Here is a 19,213-nt window from a genome sequence, read left to right on the forward strand (position 1 = left end):
CGCCGGTCGAATATGCTGCTGCTACGGCCGCCCAGGCGGCCGAATGAATGACGGATACTCAAGCTTAGGCTGGATGAGAAACCGGGGGACCCTCAGGCGCGCCTATGCCAAGTTCGGGCAGGGGAATCTTGCGGGTGCGGAAGAGGCACTGGAGCCAGCTATGAACTTGGGCCCTGTCCGCGGTCGGGCCGCTTCATCCAAATGTCCTGGCGGCTCTCGACCTGGCCGCTCAAATTGCATGCGAGCGTAGAGATCCGAAACTGGCGGCGAGCGTTCTAGAGCGGCTCATTCCCCTATGCGAGGAGGCCGAGGGTCGCCATGAGCCCCGGTTAATGTGGCTGTATATTACGCTGGCAGCCAGCTACCAATTCCTCGGGCGCGCCGACGAAGGCGAGGCTTGTTTCACCGGGCGATCGCCGTCGCGAAGCGACAGCAGCCGGTCGACCGCGGTATTATGGCGCGTGCCCAGGAAGGTCTTGATCGACTCAAAGCAAGCGAAGGGTAGGCACCCATACGGGATCAATTCAATTTTTCCGGAGACTTCCGCGGTGCGGTGGTCAACATTCAATCACATCTCGACCAAGCATCGCAGTGCACGGCCGCACTGCCCGGTGATGCGGGTGACCGCGACCAACTCACCGCTTTGCTGAGCGTGCTTGGGCGCGAGCTTGCCAAGCTTCCGGAACGCGAACAAGCTGTGGCAGCGCAAATAGCCAGTAGGACTGAAGAACTTGTCGCGACCGCGGCCGCCCCCGAGCCCGACCGCTCGCGCCTGCGCCAACTCGGCGATGCGGTTATCGGTGGCGTCAAGTTGCTCGGTAGCGCCGGCCCGGGTGTTGCGGAGACAGCGGAGAAGGTTGTGGCACTGGTGTCGCGCATCGCCGGATCGCGGGCCCCGGCCCCCAACGCCACATGAACAATGATGTGACCAGTTGTGCGAGGGCCCGACAAACTCAAGCCGACCCGATGCCCGGGAGGATTCAAACCGTCCCGTCCATTCACGTCCAGCCTTTTCCACGAATCCAGATCGTGCTATTGATGGCTCCGGCGGTTATTAAGTCGATGAATTTGGCCGATGAATCAGTCGCTTAGCTGCCCTCCGATCAAGCTCTTCTGGGCACCACTACTGGCTCTGGCAACGTCCAGATGAGTTTAGTAAGCGGTTGGTTTCACAGCACCTCTAGACCGAAAATCGCCGGACACTGTCTGCGGAATTTCGCTAAGGGCACGAGCATCAGCCACGGCAGGTTTCTCTTTTTTGGTGCTTACGGATCGACTGGCTTTGCTGCAAAACCGATCATGCTGACCTACATCCAGATCAATGCCGCCAAGCCGATGGAGAGGTTTGGAGCCTGAGCGATTTCAAGGGCTCCCTATCCTGATCCAGATCAATGGCTCGAAGCTATGGCGCTATTTGGGGCACCGCTCTTCGACAAGAAAGAGGCTCTCTGCCCTGGTGGGCCGTCCCAGCTGTCGCGGGTGCGAGGCCGTCGCGGCGGGATAGCCGTCACATCTTCCGCGGAAGGCCGGGAAACATGGGCGTAGATCACGCTTCGCTTGCCGCCTGTTCACGCGGGGCCGCCTCAGTGTCCGACATGGTCTTGCGGTGAACGCTGAGGAAAAGGGCGAACAGCCCGCCGATGGCTGTCAATCCGGCTATCCAGGCCATTGTCAGGCGGAAGCCTTGCGGGGAGGGAAGCTGCGCCCCGCTGATTGGATCGGTCAGCGTTGCGGTCGCCAGCAGAACCGCGATGACTTGGGCGCCGATGGCCGATGCCATGCCGCGTGTCACGGCGATGGTGCCGATCGCTTCGCCGGTTCGCGCTTCGGGTACGGTGCCCACGATGACGTTGTAGATCGCCGCGTTCAAGATCGTGGTGCCAAAGGAGATCACGCTCAGGATCACGATGATCGCGACAAGCGTACTTGGCAGGGTCGTGCCGACGATCCAGCCGACGACGGCGAGCAGGATACCCGCGACCACCGTCGAGCGATCTCCGAACGTCTTGGTCAGCCAACCCGAAAGAGGTCCGGCGAAGAACGAGAGGATGTTCGATGGCAGCTTAGCGAGCCCCGCCACCGTTGCGCCCAGCCCAAGGCCAGCCATCGTCCAGGTGGGAGACTGTGTATAGGTCGAGAAGACCAGCACGACCTGCATGGTACCCGCGCCCAGGCAAACGGTCAGCAGATTGGCCAAGGCAACGTTGCGCGACCCGAGCAGGCGCAGATCGACGAAGGGTTCGCTCGCCCGCAGGCTGCGCCGCGCCCAGTACGCCATGATCAGTGCACCGGCCGCAATCGTTCCCCAGACCCAGGGATCGCTCCAGCCCAAGGCTTTGGACTGGCTGACGCCATAGAGCATCGCCATGATGCCGGGCGCCGGCAGCAACCCTTCCACCCAGTCGACGGGTTCTTTCGGCGCAATTCCGGGCTTGCCCGGCACCCAAAACTTGATCGCCACCCACGAGAGGCCGAGCAGGATTGCGCTGACTACGAACAGCCAATGCCAGTTGAGGTTGTCGACGATCAATCCGCCAAGGACCAGGCCGATAGCCACGCCCACGCCCGAACCAGTGGTCATCAGCCCGACAGCGACGGGGATGCGCTCTTTCGCGATCGCCTCGCGAATGATGCCAATGCTGAGAGGGATGACTGCAACGGACAGTCCTTGCAGCGCGCGCCCGGCGAGAACAACCCCGAAATTGTCGGTCGCCGCGCTCATAAGCGAGCCAATGGTGGCGATCACCAGCATCCACAGCGTCATCCGTTTGCGGCCGTAGATGTCGCCCATTCGGCCCACCAGAACACCCGCGGCGGCGCCAATCAGCATGTGCATGGTCACCAGCCAGCCCGCAGTGATCGGATCTCCGAACTCGCGGATCAAGGTTGGCAGCGCAGCGTATAGCATAGCCGATTCGAAGGTGGCTGCGATTTCCGCCAAAAAGAGAGCCGAGATGATCGCCCAGTAGCTCGATTTCATATCTCAGGGATCCTATCCGGCATTTTGTTCATACGAGACGATGGCGCTATTCCGCAGTTTGATCCTACGACAGCCGCTCGTCCAGTCCTGTTCCCCTACAATGCAGAGGTGCAGCTTGGATTGCCAGCGTTGAGCAGAGCGATGAAGCTCCCGCTATGCCCCGCGAGCAAGACACTACCGCCGTCGACAGCCGCTCGTCCAGTCCTGTTCCCCTACAATGCAGAGGTGCAGCTTGGATTGCCAGCGTTGGGCAGAGCGATGAAGCTCACGCTATGCCCCGCGAGCAAGACACTACCGCCGTCCTGCTTCACGGGAGTTATCGCAGGCAGTGTGTCGTCCGCGCGAAGCTCCAGCGGCTTGCCATTAAGCAGAACGGTTTTGCTCATCAGGTCCGGAGAGGTAAGCGCATAGACTTCCGCAGAAGCCGAAGCCTTGATGGTCGCGGTCGACGGCTTGAGGTTGATCGCCATGAGCGTCACGCCGCCAGGTGTGCCGCGCAGGCAATGAGCGTAGACGTGCAGACCGGGCTTCGTTGGGCCAGCATCGAGCACCTGGGTGCCGACAAGTTTGCGCCATAGCAGGGCAGCCCAATAGTCCGCGTTTGGCGTAAATGTCTTCTCGTCGATCACGCCGTTGCTGCCGCTCAGAATGGCGTGGGTGAAGATCGCATCCATGCCTGCTTTTGCAAGACGAGCCTGGGTGTCGATAAAGCGGAAGGTATCGAGGAAGCTGGTCTGCCACCGCGTACCGCCGCATGCGGCTCCACCGGTTTCAGTGTTCCAGATGGGAGCGCCCGGTGCGAAGCGATCGCGCAGAGCCTTGCGATCCTCCAGCGGTGCGTCCTGCCGCGCCAGGTATTCTTCGGACAAGGCGTTCTCGACTTTGATGCCTCTTGGCGAGTCCGGTCCCGCGCAACGCTCCGCGATCGCAGGATAAAAGTGGTAGGAGATGATATCGAACTTCGGCCGCGGTTCGGCGGTAAGGTAGTCCGCCGTGCCGGGCGTGCCGTCCATCGATCCTCCACCCGTCTCCACGTCGCTGGGGCCAACGAGCTTTATCCGTGGATCTGCTTCGGTGATGAACTTGCGAAAGATCGCATAATCCCGGGCGAACTCCCGCTGAGTATAGTCTTTGCCCAGGCGGTCGTCGCCGTGACCTTCCATGTTCGGTTCATTGAACAACTCGGCCGCGTAGATCTCCCCGCCGATGGACTTGTTGTAGTCAAGCCAAGCTTTCGCGTGAACGGGCGTCCACAACCCTGCCTCGTTTCTCACCCCATGCCCGACAGAAAAGCCCGTGTAGATCTTGGCGTTAACGGCCTTTGCGAAATCCAGGGCCTCTCGCCACCGTTTGCGCGTTAGCACTGTCTTATAGCCGGCCGGAGCCTCTGTGAGCTTGGGGTCGTCGTTATCCTGGAAGTAGACCGTGTTCGTTGTCGTGCCGCCGTAGCGAATGTAAAGTGGGCCCAGCCCGGCAACGAGATTGCGGAACCTGCGATTGGAGAGATCCGTCGGGGCCCGCGGTTCACGAACTGCGGACAGATTCCCAGTGTACTGACGCTCTTTTACCGCCTCGGGAGGCATCTTGTCATAGGCGACCCAGGTATCGCCACCTGTCAGATGGGAAAAGCCGAGCTGAAATGACTGGAATCGCTCATCCATTGTACGAACGAGAGGCAGGCTTTCGGCTTGAACCGTCGCGGATCTGACTGAACTTTCGGAAGGAACCTTTGGGCCATTGGCTACACATGCAGCTGCCAGCATGCTCAATCCGGCCGCCACTACTGTCTTCTGCCTATAGATCATCAGACGCCTCATTATTGTTTTCTTGAGGAGGGCTAAGCGATCTGTCTCGGCAATTCTCTTCTCTGACCCCCATAACCGGCGGCAGCGGCGGAGCGCAGGTCGTCCTGCCTCCGCCGCTGCCACAAGTCAGAACTTCTTGGCGACGCCGAACTGCACCAACCTGCCGACAGTGAAGAAGTTGTTGTAGTAGCCGCTGCTCGACTGGCTGGTGCCGGTCAGGCGGTACTGCGACGGATCCTGGTCGAACAGGTTGTTGACGTTGACGGTGAACTCCAGATCCCGCAGCAGCGCGCTCTCGCTCGGCACGGCATAGCGCAGGAACAGGTTGACCGTGTTGAAGTCAGCCACACGGTCCTGCGGCAATGCACTGGCGGAGGTAGGCGCGCAGGCGGGGGTCGTCGTCGTATCGCAACGAAGCACGCGGAACCCTGCGCTGTGGTTCAATGTGACCTGCGCACGGAAGGCGCCGATGTCTGCTCCGGCGGAGGCCTGAAGTTGAAAGCGCGAGACGTTGCCGCCTGGGAGGAGGTCGTTGACGACCGGTGCACCGGGGCCGACCTGAGTTCGTCGGGTAAACTGATAGTTGCCCGACGCACCGAGATCGATGCCGCCGAAACCGGTGGTCATGCGATAATTGGCAGAGAAGTCCAGACCTTCGATCTTCGTCCGGCCATAGTTCCCGGTCCGGAAGTCCACGAATTCGTACACGTTGCAGCGCGTGGTTGGCGCGGTGTTAGGGCAGCGTCCAGGGATGATCGTGCCGTTGATCAGCTCCGCACCGTTGGGTGCCAAAGCGGCGTAGCTCCGCAACTGCTCCACGGTCAGACCGGCCGGATCGGTGATGATGTTGCCGGGAAAGTTCTGGAAGATCGTCAAGTTGGGCGAAGGCTGCCGAATGATGTCATCGAAGCTGACGTTGTAGTAGCTTGCACTGATCTTCAGCCCCGAAACGAACGGCGGATCGATGTCGAAACCGAAAGAGTAGGTTTCCGCCGTCTGCGGCTGCAGCTCGGGCACCGCGCCAGTCAACGCCACCAGGCCTTGCACGGCGGGGCTTTCGCCTGGCCGAACGAACACGTTGAACGGCGTCAACTGCAGCAGGTTGCGCTCCGAGCCGAGTTGGTCGACCGGCGAAGGCGCGTTGAACGATGTGCTATAATTCGCCCGCAGCCCCAGCCATGACACCGGCTTGTAGGTGACACCGAACTTCGGATTGGTGGTGCTGCCGAAATCGCTGAAGTGATCGTAGCGGAGCGAGGCCGCGAAAATGAGCGAGTAAAGGCCGCCTGTGCGATTGTCCGCGCCGAAGATCGGCACCTGAACCTCACCGAACGCGGCGTGCACGTCGCGATTATAGCTTGAGAAAGGTACGGTTCGGATTGCGCCGATCGGCATGTTCTGCGGCGCTACACGCTGCGAGAACTGGTCATGGATATACTCATAGCCAGCCGCGACCTTCACCTCGCCACCAGGCAGGGTGAATAGCGCACCATCGACAATGGCGCGAAGATTGAAGAGGTCATCCCTGCCTTGCCCCGCCTGTTCGCTGTTCACGATCTGCTGTATGAGCGGCAAGTCGGCGGCGGAGGGATTATAGAAATTGACGGCGGTAGTGGCGGTGGTGCCGCGGCCCGCGGCATTCAGCAGCGTCTGGTTGAACTGCTCGATGTGGTACTCGCTGTTGCTGCGGCTGTAGTTAAACAGCGTGCGCAACCCCCAGTTCTCGTTCAGCTTCGCTGTGAACTCGGTGTTGAAGCCCCACTCTTGAAACGAGGTTTCCTGCTTCGCCAATCGGCCAAGTACCGGAGTGAAGTCGAAGAACACTGTCTGGTTCGCGTCGGGGTTGGCGGCGATCGGACGATAGTAGAACTGGCGCGGATTGCTCGCGCTCGATCCGCCGGTCACCGTGACCGTGCTCAGAGAGCTGCGGAACGGCGACTGGGCCACGGACGTACGCTCACCGTAGAATGCGCGCACGTCGACCGTGAGCCAGTCAGACAATTCCTGGTGCAGACCGGCGATGGCGCCATGGCGAGTGGTAGTCGGCAGGAACGTGATATCGTCACTTTGGTCGCACAGGTTCAGTGGGGCGCCAGCCGCAAGCGACGGCACCGGATAGTAACCCGCGCCGACGCCTCTGATCTGCACGTTGCCCGGACTGCAGGACAGGCCATTGGGAATCTGCGGGGCCTGGGTGTTCCAGTTGATCTGGCGGATGAAGTCGCGATCACGACCGAAGATGGCGTCGTTGTGCTGATAGCCGTAGGCGGCATAGACCGAACCGGTGCCCCAGTCCTTGCCCACGATGCCGCTAGCATCAACCTGCTGGTAATCGTCGGCGAATCCGTAGCGGCTCGTGACGCGCAAGCCATCGAAGCGCTTGCGCGTGATGAAATTGATGACGCCGCCTACGGCGTCGGATCCGTAAGTGGCCGATCCACCGTCCGTGACCACTTCCACGCGCTCGATCGCGGCAGTCGGGATGAGGTCGGGGTCGACCGCTTGCTGTGAAACCCCGACGCCGGCGACCCGATGGCCGTCGAACAGAACCAGCGTGGAGGCAGAGGAGCTCGTTTCGCTGCTGAGACTGCGTAGGTTAGGGCGTACAACCTGGATCGCGCTAGACGAGATCGCAAGCCTCGCATTGGGAGCATTGTTGAAGAGGTTTGTTACCTGCGGCACAGTGGCAAGCAGTTCGTTGCTGGTCGTGGCACCGGTCGTGACGAGGCGCTCCTGTCCGACGCTGATGAGGTTAGACCCGACCGGCGGCGCATTGCGCAAGATGGTGCCCGTGACGACGATTTCGTCTCTTGCGACACCTTCGTCCCGCGCCGCCTCGCGAACGACGTCCGCGTCACTGCTCTGCCGCACCTGTGAGCCAACTACCTCTTCGGAGTTCTGAGTGCTCTCACCCTGCAGGACCTGCGCCCCGGCGGTCTGCGGCGCTCCTGTCGCCAGCGCAACTGCGATCACCGACAGTGCGGCCCCGGTACGATGATTGGCGCGATACCACGTACGCGACGACCAAGTGCCTTTCATACTCGTTTCTCCCTGCAAACTGCGGCCGCCATATCCTCGACGATACCGATGAAAAGTTCTGCCGTCGCATACAGCCTTCTACTGGTAATACCAATATCATTTCTGCAATGGTACGCGGTGAGGTTGTTTGCTTGATTAGACGGTTGAAAAAACAAGGAAAAATGCAGCATGGCTCTAGGTGCGACGGAATGGAAACTAGAGATGTCGCGCGATGAGGCTGCTTCTGAGATTCGCGCAGTAGACTTCCACTGGAGTGCGGTATGACCACTTCCCCGCGTTGGTATCGTGGTCGAGGCGCGGACCCGCGAGGCGATCGGCACGATTGCGGTGTAGGGTAGCAGGGGGCGGTTACAGGCTGGCCGATACGCGTGTCGGCAGCGCTATGGATGTTCTTAAACCGCATCCCAACGTGCTGGCAGATCAAGGCAATCTTCTGCCGCCCTAAAGAATCAAAAGCGTCTTATGGCCTGCTACTGCAAGCTCATGCAGAAGTTTTTCGCATAGCTACCAGTCATCTCGGCAACACCGACCGGGGAATACCGTATTTAGAGTTACACGCATGGTAATCTTTTCGATTGATGAAGCCCGGGGCGCACCAAGCGTCGCGTGAGAATCACGGGGGGATATATCCATGTCGAAGAATTGCAGGTTATCTGCCGCTAATTCCGTTTCTTTGCTTGTATTGGCGTTGGCGACCTATGCTCCGCCAGTGCTGGCCCAAGACGAGGGCAAACCGGTCACGGCGTGGGAAGCGAGCCGCGCGATCGATGATGACGCCACAGTCAAGACAGGTGTTGCCAAGGCGCGTGATCCTCTGGACAGTGCCACTTCCACCAGCGTCCTCAGGGACAACATGGTCGTCAAGCTGGCACCGACCTCGCTTGCAGATCTGTTCCGCAATATCCCTGGAATTCGCGTCGAAGGTGGCGCCGGAGAGGGGCTCAACAGCTACACCGTTCGCGGTTTGCCACTGGTCAACGGGGGAGCCAAGTACGTCCAGATCCAAGAAGATGGCCTTCCCGTGCTGGAATTCGGCGACCTCACCAACATGGGGCCCGATGCGTTCATTCGAGCCGATATCAATGTCTCCTCGGTTGAGTCCATTCGTGGCGGCTCCGCCTCGACTTTCGCTTCGAATGCGCCAGGCGGCGTGATCAACCTGATTTCCAAAACCGGTGAGGAAGAGGGCGGCTCGGTCCTGCTTTCGTCCGGCCTCGGCTACGATAGCAAACGCGTGGACTTCGACTACGGCCATCGTCTTGGCGACGGCTGGCGGTTCCATGTCGGCGGTTTCTACCGCGCCGGTGAAGGTCCTCGTGAAACGGGCTATATCTCAACCCGCGGCGGTCAGGTCAAAGCCAACGTGACGAAGGAGTTCGCAGGCGGGTACGTCCGCTTTTACGGAAAGCTGCTCGACGACAAGTTTCCCGTCTACATGGCCAGCCCGATGGCTATCACTGGCACGAATGCCGATCCAAAATACAGTGAACTGCCGCAATTTGACGCGGTGAAGGACACCATGATGTCGCGCTACATCACGGATGTGCCCCAAGTGGATACAGCGGGCAACGTCGTGACCAACAGCGCGCAAAGCGGATATCGCGTCAACACCAAAACAGTGGGCACTGACATCCGCTTCACGTTGGGCGAATGGAGCTTCACGGAGCGCTTTCGCTATAACGACACATCAGGAGAAGCAAGCATCCTGGATCCGCAGATCCAGGTAGCCGCTCCGACCGTCATGCTGGGCTACTTCGCTCCCGGAGGGTCCCTCACTTATGCTTCGGGCCCGCAGGCTGGCGCGCCCATCAATCCTGCGGCGGTCAGCGGCAATGGTCTGCTTTCGCTCACCACGATTGGCCACACCAATATCAACAGCCTGCGTAACGTAACCAATGATTTTCGCGGCAGCCGGGTATGGCAGGTCGGCGGCGGCGACCTGACACTTACGGGTGGTATCTATAAGGTCTATCAGACCATCGACCGCGACTACTACGGATCGGTCGTAGTTCAGGATATCGTCGGGAGTGGCAATTCCGCGCTCGTCAATGTGAAGGACGCGGCAGGCGCCTGCGTCTTCTGCAATGGCATGTTCGCATACGACGATGCCCTTAATCGCAAGCAGCGGGTGAACGTTGAATACGACATCCTGGCCCCTTATGGCTCGTTCAACTTCCACAAAGGCAAAATCGCGATCGGTGGATCCATCCGGTATGACCGGGGCAAGGTTTCCGGCTCCGTCGCTCAAGCTTCGGCAAGAAAACTCATCGACGTTAACGGCAGCGGCTCGACTGCGGGAGATCGCGCCGAGCAAGGGTCGTCCACGGGAGCGATCATTGGGGTACCTTATATCGCCCCAGGCGCATCGCAGCCGGTCGACTACGACTACGACTACGTGTCTTACTCGCTCAGCACGAACTATCGCGTGTCGGATGCCTTCTCCGTGTTCGCGCGCCATAGCCTTGGCGGCCGGGCCGGTGCCGACGCGCTCCTGTTCTCGCCAGCGATCAGTGCAACCACCGGCGCGCTTCTGGACAAGTCGGTAGACCACGACTCCGTCCGACAGACTGAAGCCGGATTCAAGTTCCGCAACAATGGTTTCGCGCTCAACCTGACAGGATTTTACGCGACGACCAGCGGAACTTACCTTCCTGTCATACCCGATGTCCGGGGGGTGAAGACGCCGACGCTCGTCAGCCGATCCTACCGCACTTACGGCGCCGAATTTGAAGGCGCGGTACGTCAAGGCCCGTTCAGCGTTGCCGGCAGCCTGACCCTTACCGGGGGAGAGATCACGGGAGCAGAAACTGCTACTCTGGAAGGCAATGAACCTCGCCGCCAGCCGACTATGCTCTATACGCTTACTCCACAATACGATGTTGAACGCGTCACGATCGGCGCCAACATACAGGGACAGACCTCCAGTTACTCGGACAATGTCAACTTGCTGAAGATGCCCGCCTTCACCACCGTAGGTCTTTTCGGGCGTTATCGCCCTGTGGACCGCGTGGAACTGGGCGTAAATGTCTCTAACCTGTTCGACGAGACGGCGATCATGGAAGTCAATGCCACGGCCGTTCCCTCAAGCGGGGTTGGAACCGTGCGCACGCTCTATGGCCGCTTGGTTTCAGCCTCGGCTCGTTTCTTCTTCTAGGAAAGACTGTATGCGGTGAATACCGCATCTTGACCTCTTCCGGCGGCGCCATCTCCCCAGTTATGTGTCGCCGCCGGGGAGTGCAATTTTACTGATAAAGACTGATCTTTCAGCCCAGTGGGCGAGCGCGCATGACTTCGTCCGCCGCACCGGGCCGCGCTTTTATTGCGAACGCCTGTGCCGCTGGCTCACCGCGCCAGGAGAGGGAGCGGTCGACAATTCTACCGCGAGATCCAGAACCGGTGCTGTTAAGCCCAGTGCGGCGCTCAAGACCCAAGCTCATCGTGTGGAGAGCGGTTCAAACTGGACTGACAGCACCCATCCATGCTCTTTTGTTCGCCTGCCCGGTTCAGAGCTACTATCAGCAGCAAGAGAGTTGATGTGGAGAAGTCGCCAGAGAGGCCTTTGCCATCCGGCCGGCAGACCTGCGGTTTGTGTTATAGGAGGGACAAAGGCCCGATGAGAGGAAAAGTCTGATGAAAACGCTCTTGGCGCAAGCTCTTGTGCTCTTGGTCTGGGGCACGGTCGGCACCGCGTCGGCGCAAACTGTCCACCTTCAGTTCGACGCTTCGCAGCCGCAAGTCAGCCACGCAGCAGCTCGGCTGAGAGCGACGCTCAGGGAAAAGGGGCTGCGAATCGGGGCCAAGCCCACAAAAGATGATTTCGTAGTCGCTCTATCCGTGAACGCCCGCGATCTTGAACCTGAGGCATTCCGGACGACCGGCGGAGAGCGATCCCTAGCTGTCGAGGGCGGGGATGGGCGAGGAGTGATCTACGGTGCCCTGTCTATTGCAGAACAGTTGCGTAACGGCACGGCTATCGGGCAGGTGCGGCCAGAAAGTGCGAAACCCGCGCTGGCATTTCGCGCCATCAAGTTCAATCTGCCTTGGGACTCGTATCGCTCCAGTTCTGCTTTGGACCTCCACTATGACACGGTGAGGGATCTCAAGTATTGGGAAGCCTTCTTGGACATGATGGCGGACAACCGCTTCAACGCCTTGACGCTATGGAACCTTCACCCGTTCCCTTACATGATCAAGTCGAAAAACTTTCCCGAAGCCAGCCGTTTCACGGACGCGGAGATGGCCGAGTGGCGGAACTTGTACCGTGGCATCTTCAGCATGGCCAAAGAGCGCGGCATCGAGACTTATGTCGTGAACTGGAACGTCGTTGTCAGTCCAGAGTTCGCGAAGGCCCACCAGCTTAAGGGTGCTAACTTCTACCCGAACTACAAAGGGGAGGCCGATACCAGCGAAGTGGTCAAGCGCTACACTCGCGAGAGTGTTACCCAGATGCTGAACGAATACCCGGATTTGACAGGCTTCGGCTTCTCGTTCGGAGAGCAGATGGGCGGGATGACACCTCGGGAAAGGCAGGAATGGGTCGACGATACGCTGATCGCGGGAGTCCGTGCGGCGAACCGTCCGTCTAAGATGATCTTCCGTGCACCGTTTTCCGCCGATCTGGGCCAGGGGGGATCGACCGATCTGGCGACGGAGCAGCTCACGCGCAACGCGATCGACCGGCTCGACGGGGCTGATGATAGCGTCTGGATGGAGATCAAGTTCAATTGGTCTCATGGGCATTCCACCCCAGAACTCGTCAAGGTCCACGGGGGTGAAATGAAGGACACCTACTTCAATCCTGTGCCGCGCAACTACAAGGTCGCGTGGATGGTGCGCAATGAAGACTTCTACACCCTCAGGTGGGGAGTTGCGGACTTTGTCCGTGAACACCTGCGTCAGAACGCGCACCAGGCTTACGTAGGCGGGTACTTCGTGGGGTCCGAAAACTACATTCCGGCGAAGGACTATTTCACCGCAACGAGTGCGGCGGTGAATTGGCGGTATGCGTTTGAACGGCAGTGGTTGTTCTACAAACTCTGGGGCCGGCTGCTGTACGATCCCGCCACACCTGACAGGGTCTTTGAAGACGAATTCGTTCGCCGCTACGGAGAATCTGCCAAGCCGTTGCTCAAGGCCTATGGCCTGGCGTCGGCAACTCAGCTGAAATTCGCCACAGCAACAGATTTCTCCTGGGATTTCACGATCTACGGGGAAGGCATGATGGTCTTGGGAAGGGGCGGCATGCAACCCATGTCACTTGACCGGCTGATCTTGCAAAAACCTTTGCTCAAGACCTGGCTCTCCGTGCAGGATTTTGTCGGCAAGCGATTGTCTGGCGAGGCTGTGCTGCCCGGAACCATGACGCCGCTTGCCTTGGCGGACGATTTGGAGGCCGACAACCTGAGGGCGCTGCGCCTGCTTGAGGGCATCGACACCTCTGGCAACGCCTCGCTCATGTACGAAGTGGCGGATGTGAAGGCCTGGGCCAGCTTGGGGTTATACTATGCCGACAAGCTACGGGCTGCCGTGGCGTTGCAGACGTACCGTATGAAGGGAGGCGAGAACCACAAGCAGGCTGCCATCGCCCATGCGGAACGGTCACTGGCGCATTGGGACGAACTGATTGCAATCACTCGCCCGATCTACAAGGACATGCCGCTCACCCATTACAATCCGCCCAACAACGGCCGGACCGAAGACAACCTCTTCCATTGGGCGCTGCTGAGACCAGCCATCGCGAGGGACGTCGAAGTAGCGAAAGCGGCTGCGGCTCCGAAATAGTCCGGCAGACGGGACTCGGATGCGCCCTACCGGACCAGCAGCACCGGCACGTGGATGGTGCGGATCATCGTAGTGGTTGTGCTGCCGACGATCAGGGTGCGCAGCGGTGAGTGCCCGTAAGCGCCCATCATCAGCATCGCGCCAGGCGTCTGCGCCACGATGTCGGCGATGACCTTCTCGGCCTTTCCTTGCTGGAGCGTATAGCGCACTTCGTGGGTGACCCGTAGCTGTGCAGCGGCGTCTTCAAGCGCCTGCCGATGTGCTGCGCCTTCGCTCTCGGCCATCACAATGTGGACGGGCAAACCAGAGAACAGAGGCGAATCGATCAGGCGTTCCAATGCGCGATTTGCAGCCCTGCTGGCATCGTAGGCCAAGACGATCGCGCGAGGTTCCTCGACCGTTCGAGAGGCGATCAGGATCGGCCGATCACTGGCACGCACGACGCGCTCGATCTTGGAACCGATGTGATCGGACGCGAACTCGTGGCCTGCGCCGCGCTTGCCGATCACCACTACTCGTGCATCGGCCTCACGCTCGAGGATGGTCTCGACGATGCCGCCATGGCGATGGAGCGTACGTACCTGAGCGGCACCGCTTTCTTGCAGGCGTTGCTGGCCAGCGGCGAGCAAAGCACGGCCGCGCTCGACCTTAAGCTTGGCGTCGCTCTCGTCCAGGCGGACGAGTTCTTCCATCAAGTTCGTCTTCACACCGAGCCCGATGGCGCCCGATAGGTCGTGCCGTGCGGCGACCGCGTCGCGCCGCTGGACGACGTGGAGCAGTTCGACGGGCAGTTGGAGCCGCCGGGATGCCCAGGCGGCGAGATCGCAGACGCTGTTGGCGTATGCCGATGCGTCGATGCAGGCGAGAATGTGCTGCATGGGTCTGGTCCTCTCAATGACCGCCAAGCGCTGCTTCGGCGCCGGGCTTGTCGTGGATGGCGAAACGATCGACCATCGAGGCACTCGCCTCGTTCAAGCCGATCACCTCGACCTCGATGCCTTCGCGGCGAAACTTAAGGATCGCCTTGTCGAGCGTTCCGACTGCCGAAATGTCCCAGAAGTGCGCTTGCGAGACGTCAATGACGACGCGATCGAGCACCTCTTTGAAATCGAACGCTTCCACAAACCGGTCGGATGAGGCGAAGAATACCTGGCCCGCAATGCGATAAGTTCGGCTGCGGCCGTCGTCAGACAGGTCGCTGGACACAGTGAACAGGCGCTTGACCTTGCTCGCGAAGAACAGGCCTGAAAGAATCACGCCCGTCAGCACGCCACGCGCGAGATCGTGCGTCCACACAGTGATCAAGACCGTCGCAAGCATCACCACAGAGGACTGCCAGGGGTGGTGCCGGATGTCGCGGATCGATTGCCAGCTGAACGTGCCGATGGAAACCATGATCATGACCGCGACGAGCGCTGCCATCGGAATGATCGCTACCACCGGGCCAAGCACCAGGAGCAGGAACAGCAGGAAGGCGCCGGCTACGAACGTCGAGAGGCGCGTAGAGCCGCCCGACTTTACGTTGATCACCGACTGGCCGATCATCGCGCAGCCGCCCATGCCCCCAAAGAAGCCGGTGACGAAGTTCGATATGCCCTGACCCTTCATTTCGCGCTGCTTGTCGGACGGCGTGTCGGTGAGATCGTCCACGATCTGCGCTGTCATCATCGATTCAAGCAGGCCTACAGCCGCCATCGTCAGTGAGAAGGGGAAGATGATCCGCAGGGTTTCAAGCGTAAAAGGCACGTCGGGAATAAGGAAGCTAGGCAAGGCGGTGGGGAGTTCACCCATGTCGCCCACCGTGCGAACATCAAAGCCAGCATAGAAGGCGATGACCGTCAGCAGGACGATGGCGACCAGTGGCGACGGGACCACCTTGGTGAGCCGGGGAAACAGATAGATCACCGCAAGCGCCGCCGCGACCAGGATGTAGGTCAGCAACGGCACGCCGGTGAGCTCGGGCAGCTGGGCCATGAAGATCAGAATGGCGAGTGCATTGACGAAGCCGGTGACCACCGAACGTGACACATACTGCATCAGCAGGTTGAGCCGCAGGAAGCCGGCGATAGCCTGCAACACGCCCATCAGGATCGTGGCGGCGAACAGATATTCGACGCCGTGGTCGCGCACCAGCGGCAGGACCAGCACAGCGATGGCTGCAGTCGCTGCCGAAATCATCCCCGGGCGGCCCCCGACGAGCGAGATGATGACTGCGATGGAAAAGGAAGCATAAAGCCCGACGCGCGGATCCACGCCGGCAATGATCGAAAAGCCGATCGCTTCAGGTATAAGCGCAAGCGCCACGACGATCCCGGCGAGGATGTCGGCACGCGGGTTGTCAAGCCACTCGCGTTTCAGCGAGGCGAATGTTGGCATCTGGAAACCTGGAAAATTGCTGCAGCACAACAGCGACCAACGCTCGATCAGGAAACGTGTGCAATGGTAAGTGGCAGGCGGCTGTGGTGCTTCAAGGTTATCCCGGGGATAGGCGCCGGGCCGAGCCACCCGGAAAGTACCGGGTCCAGCGAATGGCCGGCCGCATAGAGCAGGCCCCGCGCAAAGGCAAGCAAGGATCGCACGTGGCCTGCTACGGTCTATGGCTGACCCCGGCCGGCTACACTCGCGCGGAGGTGGGAAAGAAAGCTCGTCTTCCAGATCTGAACAGACGGGGCGGTTCCACGAGAAAACCGACAAGACTGGGTTGAAAGCGACGATCAGGCGCGGTGCTGGAGGGCCACTGTCACCTGGAAGCTACACTATGCGCGTTTCATGCTCAGACACGTTTAACAGACTATGAATGTGTACAGTCACCCTTCATACCTGTGCACCAGCGCAATGCTGAAACAAACTTGCTTAGAACAAGTATCGGGAGAGGTGATGATGACGAGAGCTGCTTTCCGCGGCTGCGCCGGCCGCACAGCGATAGCCGTTTCGATCGTGGTGGGTGCCGGCCTCCACGCCCCTGTGTATGCGCAGGAGGGCGCGCCGGCGCCGGTGGCGCAGGTCGATAACAGTGTCATCATTGTTACCGCTCGCCGGCGTGCCGAAAACCTGCAGGACGTGCCGATCGCGGTTACGGCGGTCGATGCGCAGACGCTCACGGACTTGCGAGTGACGAAGGCCGAGGATCTGGAAGCGCTCGAGCCTACTTTCTCTGTCAGCCCAGCGTCGGGCTACGTGAACAAGAACGTATACTCTTTGCGCGGCATTCGCCCGACCGAAGCAATCTATGGCCAGGATCCGACCGTCGCGATCTACTTCGCCGATGTGGTTCAGTCGCCGGCGCAGGGCTCCAACCTCGGCTTCTACGATCTCGAGAACGTACAAATTCTCAAGGGACCGCAGGGTACACTGTTTGGTCGTAACACAGTCGGCGGTGCCGTCCTCATGACGCCACGCAAACCGGGGGCGGAGTTCGCCGTCAATGGTATGGTTGGCTTCGGTGAGTGGGGCCTGTTCGAAACCGAACTCGGCATCGACATCCCGCTTTCTCCCACTTTCGCGGTGCGGCTCGCGGGGCGAACCATAGACAGCGATGGCTATCAGACGAACGTGGCGCAAGGCCCGTTCTTCGGCACAAAGCTGGGTGGCGAGGAGACTCGCTCGGTGCGCGCGACTATTGTCGGCGATCTGACCGACTCGATACAGCACACGCTGATTGCGACTTACGACAAGAAGGATACCAACGGGCGCCTTCAGGTGTTGCAGGCGGTAAATCCGGCGAACAATTTCATCCGCTGCTACGATGGTCCTGGCAACCCCGTGGGAGGCAGTGCCGGACTGTGCGCCATCGAGGCGGCAAGAGGGCTGACACTTCCAAGTGCATTCGACGCGGTGACACGCGCTGAGGGCCGAGACGTGCATGATGTCGAATCCGACATTCCCAACTATGACAACGTTGAGGCATGGAGCGTCACGTCCAACACGGTCGCCGAACTGAGTGACAACCTGACCTTCAAAGCGATCCTCAATTATCGCGAAGTGGACTCCGAAGCTCAGATCGATCTCGATTCCACCCAGATCCGGCGCATCCTCACATCGGAAGATCAGACGGCGGACCTTCGGCACCACAGCGTGGAGCTGCAATTGCAAGGCAGTTCGCTTGCCGACCGGTTGCAGTGGGTGCTGGGCGGATTCTACTATCACGAGCAGGGCACGGAAAGTTCGCCCGGCTACTTCTTCGAGGCGCTGCTTCCTGGGGCCAATCCGATCGAGCAGAAGGCTATAGCCGACAACACGAGCTACTCGGTTTTTGCTCAAGGCTCGTTCAAGTTAACGGACCAACTCACGCTGACCGCCGGCGCGCGCATGAACTGGGACCGCAAGAAGCTGACGCTGCTTACCAAAACCGCCGGCCGGTGCGCGCTGGTGGTGTCGAACCCCGACGGAACGCGGGCGCCCCTACCCAACAATGCCTGTTCGCTGCCTTTGGAGGACAATTTCTCCCAGCCGACTGGCACAGTCTCGATCGACTACAAGATAACCCCCGACCTGCTGGTCTATGCGACCAGCCGTCTCGGCTACCGTTCGGGTGGGTTCAACCTGCGTGCCGACATCCCGGAAGAGTACGAGCCGTTCAAGCCCGAGACCGTCATCGATGTCGAGGGTGGCGTTAAAGCTGACTACTACGTCGGACCGGTGCGAATGCGATCGAACCTCGCCGTATATCACCAGTGGTACGACGACATTCAGCGCACTGTCGCGGTCGAGAATGCCGGCGGCAGCCCCGGATCCTCGGTGGTCAATGCCGCGTCCGCTACGGTCTTTGGCATCGAGTTGCAGCAGTCCATCGAACCGGTCGAAGGTCTCACCATCGACGCCAGCTATGCCTTCACGAAGCCAGAGTTCGAGGACTACCAGGATCCGTTCACGATGGTCGACTTGTCCGACACACCCTTCGTGTTCACGCCGCGTCACGCGGTAAACCTGAGGGCGACGGTCGAGCAGCCTTTGAGTGGCGACAACGGCACGCTTCGGCTCACGGGCAATGCCGCTTGGCAGGACGAAGTGTGGATCAACGCGCTGCATACCAGCGAGATCATCGCTCAGCATCCGCCCGCAGTCCTGCCCTTGCTCAAGCAGTCCGCCTACTGGGTGTTCGACTTCAGCGCGGGATGGAACAACGTCCTCGGCTCGAACTTCGATCTTCAGGCCTACGTCCGCAACGCCTTCAACGAGGACTATAAAGTGGGTGGCATTCAGCTCTACACGGGCGCCACTGGCTTTATTGCCGCGGCCTATGGACCGCCGCGGCAGGCAGGCGTCCAGCTGCGCTTCCGGTTCTGATCGCGGTTAGACTGCGCAGGGTTCTCGGCATTGCCGGCATGGCTTGTCCGGGGGTCCTGCAGCCGACGGAGCCGCTGGCGTCCTACACGCTCTTAGGTCGATCATTGCTTCCGGGGGAATGGCGGCCACTGCGGATGGGCATAGGTGCCGCCGGCGATTGAGCTGTTGAGCACCTGCGGCGTCTGGGTTGTTGGCGGGTATTTTTGGTGTGGTGTGAACTTTTTTTAAAAAAGGGTTTGACCGACTCGTTGGTGGTCCATATATGCCGTTTCACCGGACGGGGACGCTGCTTCAGCGGTTTGTCGGACGGTCGCCAACATAG

The 19,213-nt window shown here is 60.2% G+C and carries 9 protein-coding genes and 1 other annotated feature; of the genes, 4 read left to right on the forward strand and 5 right to left on the reverse strand.

The window, feature by feature from the left end; all coding sequences use genetic code 11:
• The first annotated feature begins 553 nt into the window (after window positions 1-553).
• Entirely contained in the window at window positions 554-916 is a 363-nt protein-coding gene (locus tag ABVV53_RS00715; protein ID WP_353982404.1) for a hypothetical protein, read from the forward strand.
• A 630-nt stretch (window positions 917-1,546) separates the two neighbouring features.
• On the opposite strand, the gene ABVV53_RS00720 is transcribed toward ABVV53_RS00715, so the two are convergent.
• The 3 genes from ABVV53_RS00720 to ABVV53_RS00730 all read right to left on the reverse strand — a co-directional run bounded on the left by ABVV53_RS00720 (window position 1,547) and on the right by ABVV53_RS00730 (window position 7,824).
• Entirely contained in the window at window positions 1,547-2,980 is a 1,434-nt protein-coding gene (locus tag ABVV53_RS00720; RefSeq protein WP_353982405.1) for an MFS transporter, read from the reverse strand.
• Between the two features lie 212 nt (window positions 2,981-3,192).
• Window positions 3,193-4,785 (reverse strand): glycosyl hydrolase family 79 N-terminal domain-containing protein, encoded by a 1,593-nt coding sequence (locus ABVV53_RS00725; protein WP_353982406.1) that lies wholly within the window; start codon window positions 4,783-4,785, stop codon window positions 3,193-3,195.
• A gap of 126 nt (window positions 4,786-4,911) precedes the next feature.
• On the reverse strand, window positions 4,912-7,824 hold the full coding sequence (locus tag ABVV53_RS00730; RefSeq protein ID WP_353982407.1) for a TonB-dependent receptor domain-containing protein: 2,913 nt from the start codon (window positions 7,822-7,824) through the stop codon (window positions 4,912-4,914).
• A 709-nt stretch (window positions 7,825-8,533) separates the two neighbouring features.
• On the opposite strand from ABVV53_RS00730, the gene ABVV53_RS00735 reads away from it, so the two are divergent.
• Both ABVV53_RS00735 and ABVV53_RS00740 read left to right on the forward strand, forming a co-directional pair.
• Window positions 8,534-10,978 (forward strand): TonB-dependent receptor domain-containing protein, encoded by a 2,445-nt coding sequence (locus ABVV53_RS00735; RefSeq protein WP_353982408.1) that lies wholly within the window; start codon window positions 8,534-8,536, stop codon window positions 10,976-10,978.
• A 476-nt stretch (window positions 10,979-11,454) separates the two neighbouring features.
• Window positions 11,455-13,605: a glycoside hydrolase family 20 zincin-like fold domain-containing protein gene (locus tag ABVV53_RS00740; protein WP_353982409.1), complete on the forward strand. Its 2,151-nt coding sequence runs from the start codon at window positions 11,455-11,457 to the stop codon at window positions 13,603-13,605.
• 26 nt (window positions 13,606-13,631) lie between these two features.
• On the opposite strand, the gene ABVV53_RS00745 is transcribed toward ABVV53_RS00740, so the two are convergent.
• Together ABVV53_RS00745 and ABVV53_RS00750 are read right to left on the reverse strand one after the other, a co-directional pair.
• On the reverse strand, window positions 13,632-14,483 hold the full coding sequence (locus tag ABVV53_RS00745; protein WP_353982410.1) for a universal stress protein: 852 nt from the start codon (window positions 14,481-14,483) through the stop codon (window positions 13,632-13,634).
• Window positions 14,484-14,496: 13 nt separating this feature from the next.
• Window positions 14,497-15,981, reverse strand: a complete 1,485-nt coding sequence (locus ABVV53_RS00750; protein ID WP_353982411.1) for a SulP family inorganic anion transporter — start codon at window positions 15,979-15,981, stop codon at window positions 14,497-14,499.
• A 95-nt stretch (window positions 15,982-16,076) separates the two neighbouring features.
• Window positions 16,077-16,131 (reverse strand) — a sequence feature (sul1 is cis-regulatory element that is thought to sense ions involved in sulfur or methionine metabolism; They are found in Alphaproteobacteria).
• A gap of 351 nt (window positions 16,132-16,482) precedes the next feature.
• Between ABVV53_RS00750 and ABVV53_RS00755 the strand changes: the two genes are divergently transcribed.
• Window positions 16,483-18,891 (forward strand): TonB-dependent receptor, encoded by a 2,409-nt coding sequence (locus ABVV53_RS00755; protein ID WP_353982412.1) that lies wholly within the window; start codon window positions 16,483-16,485, stop codon window positions 18,889-18,891.
• Window positions 18,892-19,213: the final 322 nt, after the last annotated feature.

The sequence above is a fragment of the Novosphingobium kalidii genome, from assembly GCF_040534015.1.
Classification (GTDB): Bacteria; Pseudomonadota; Alphaproteobacteria; order Sphingomonadales; family Sphingomonadaceae; genus Novosphingobium; species Novosphingobium kalidii.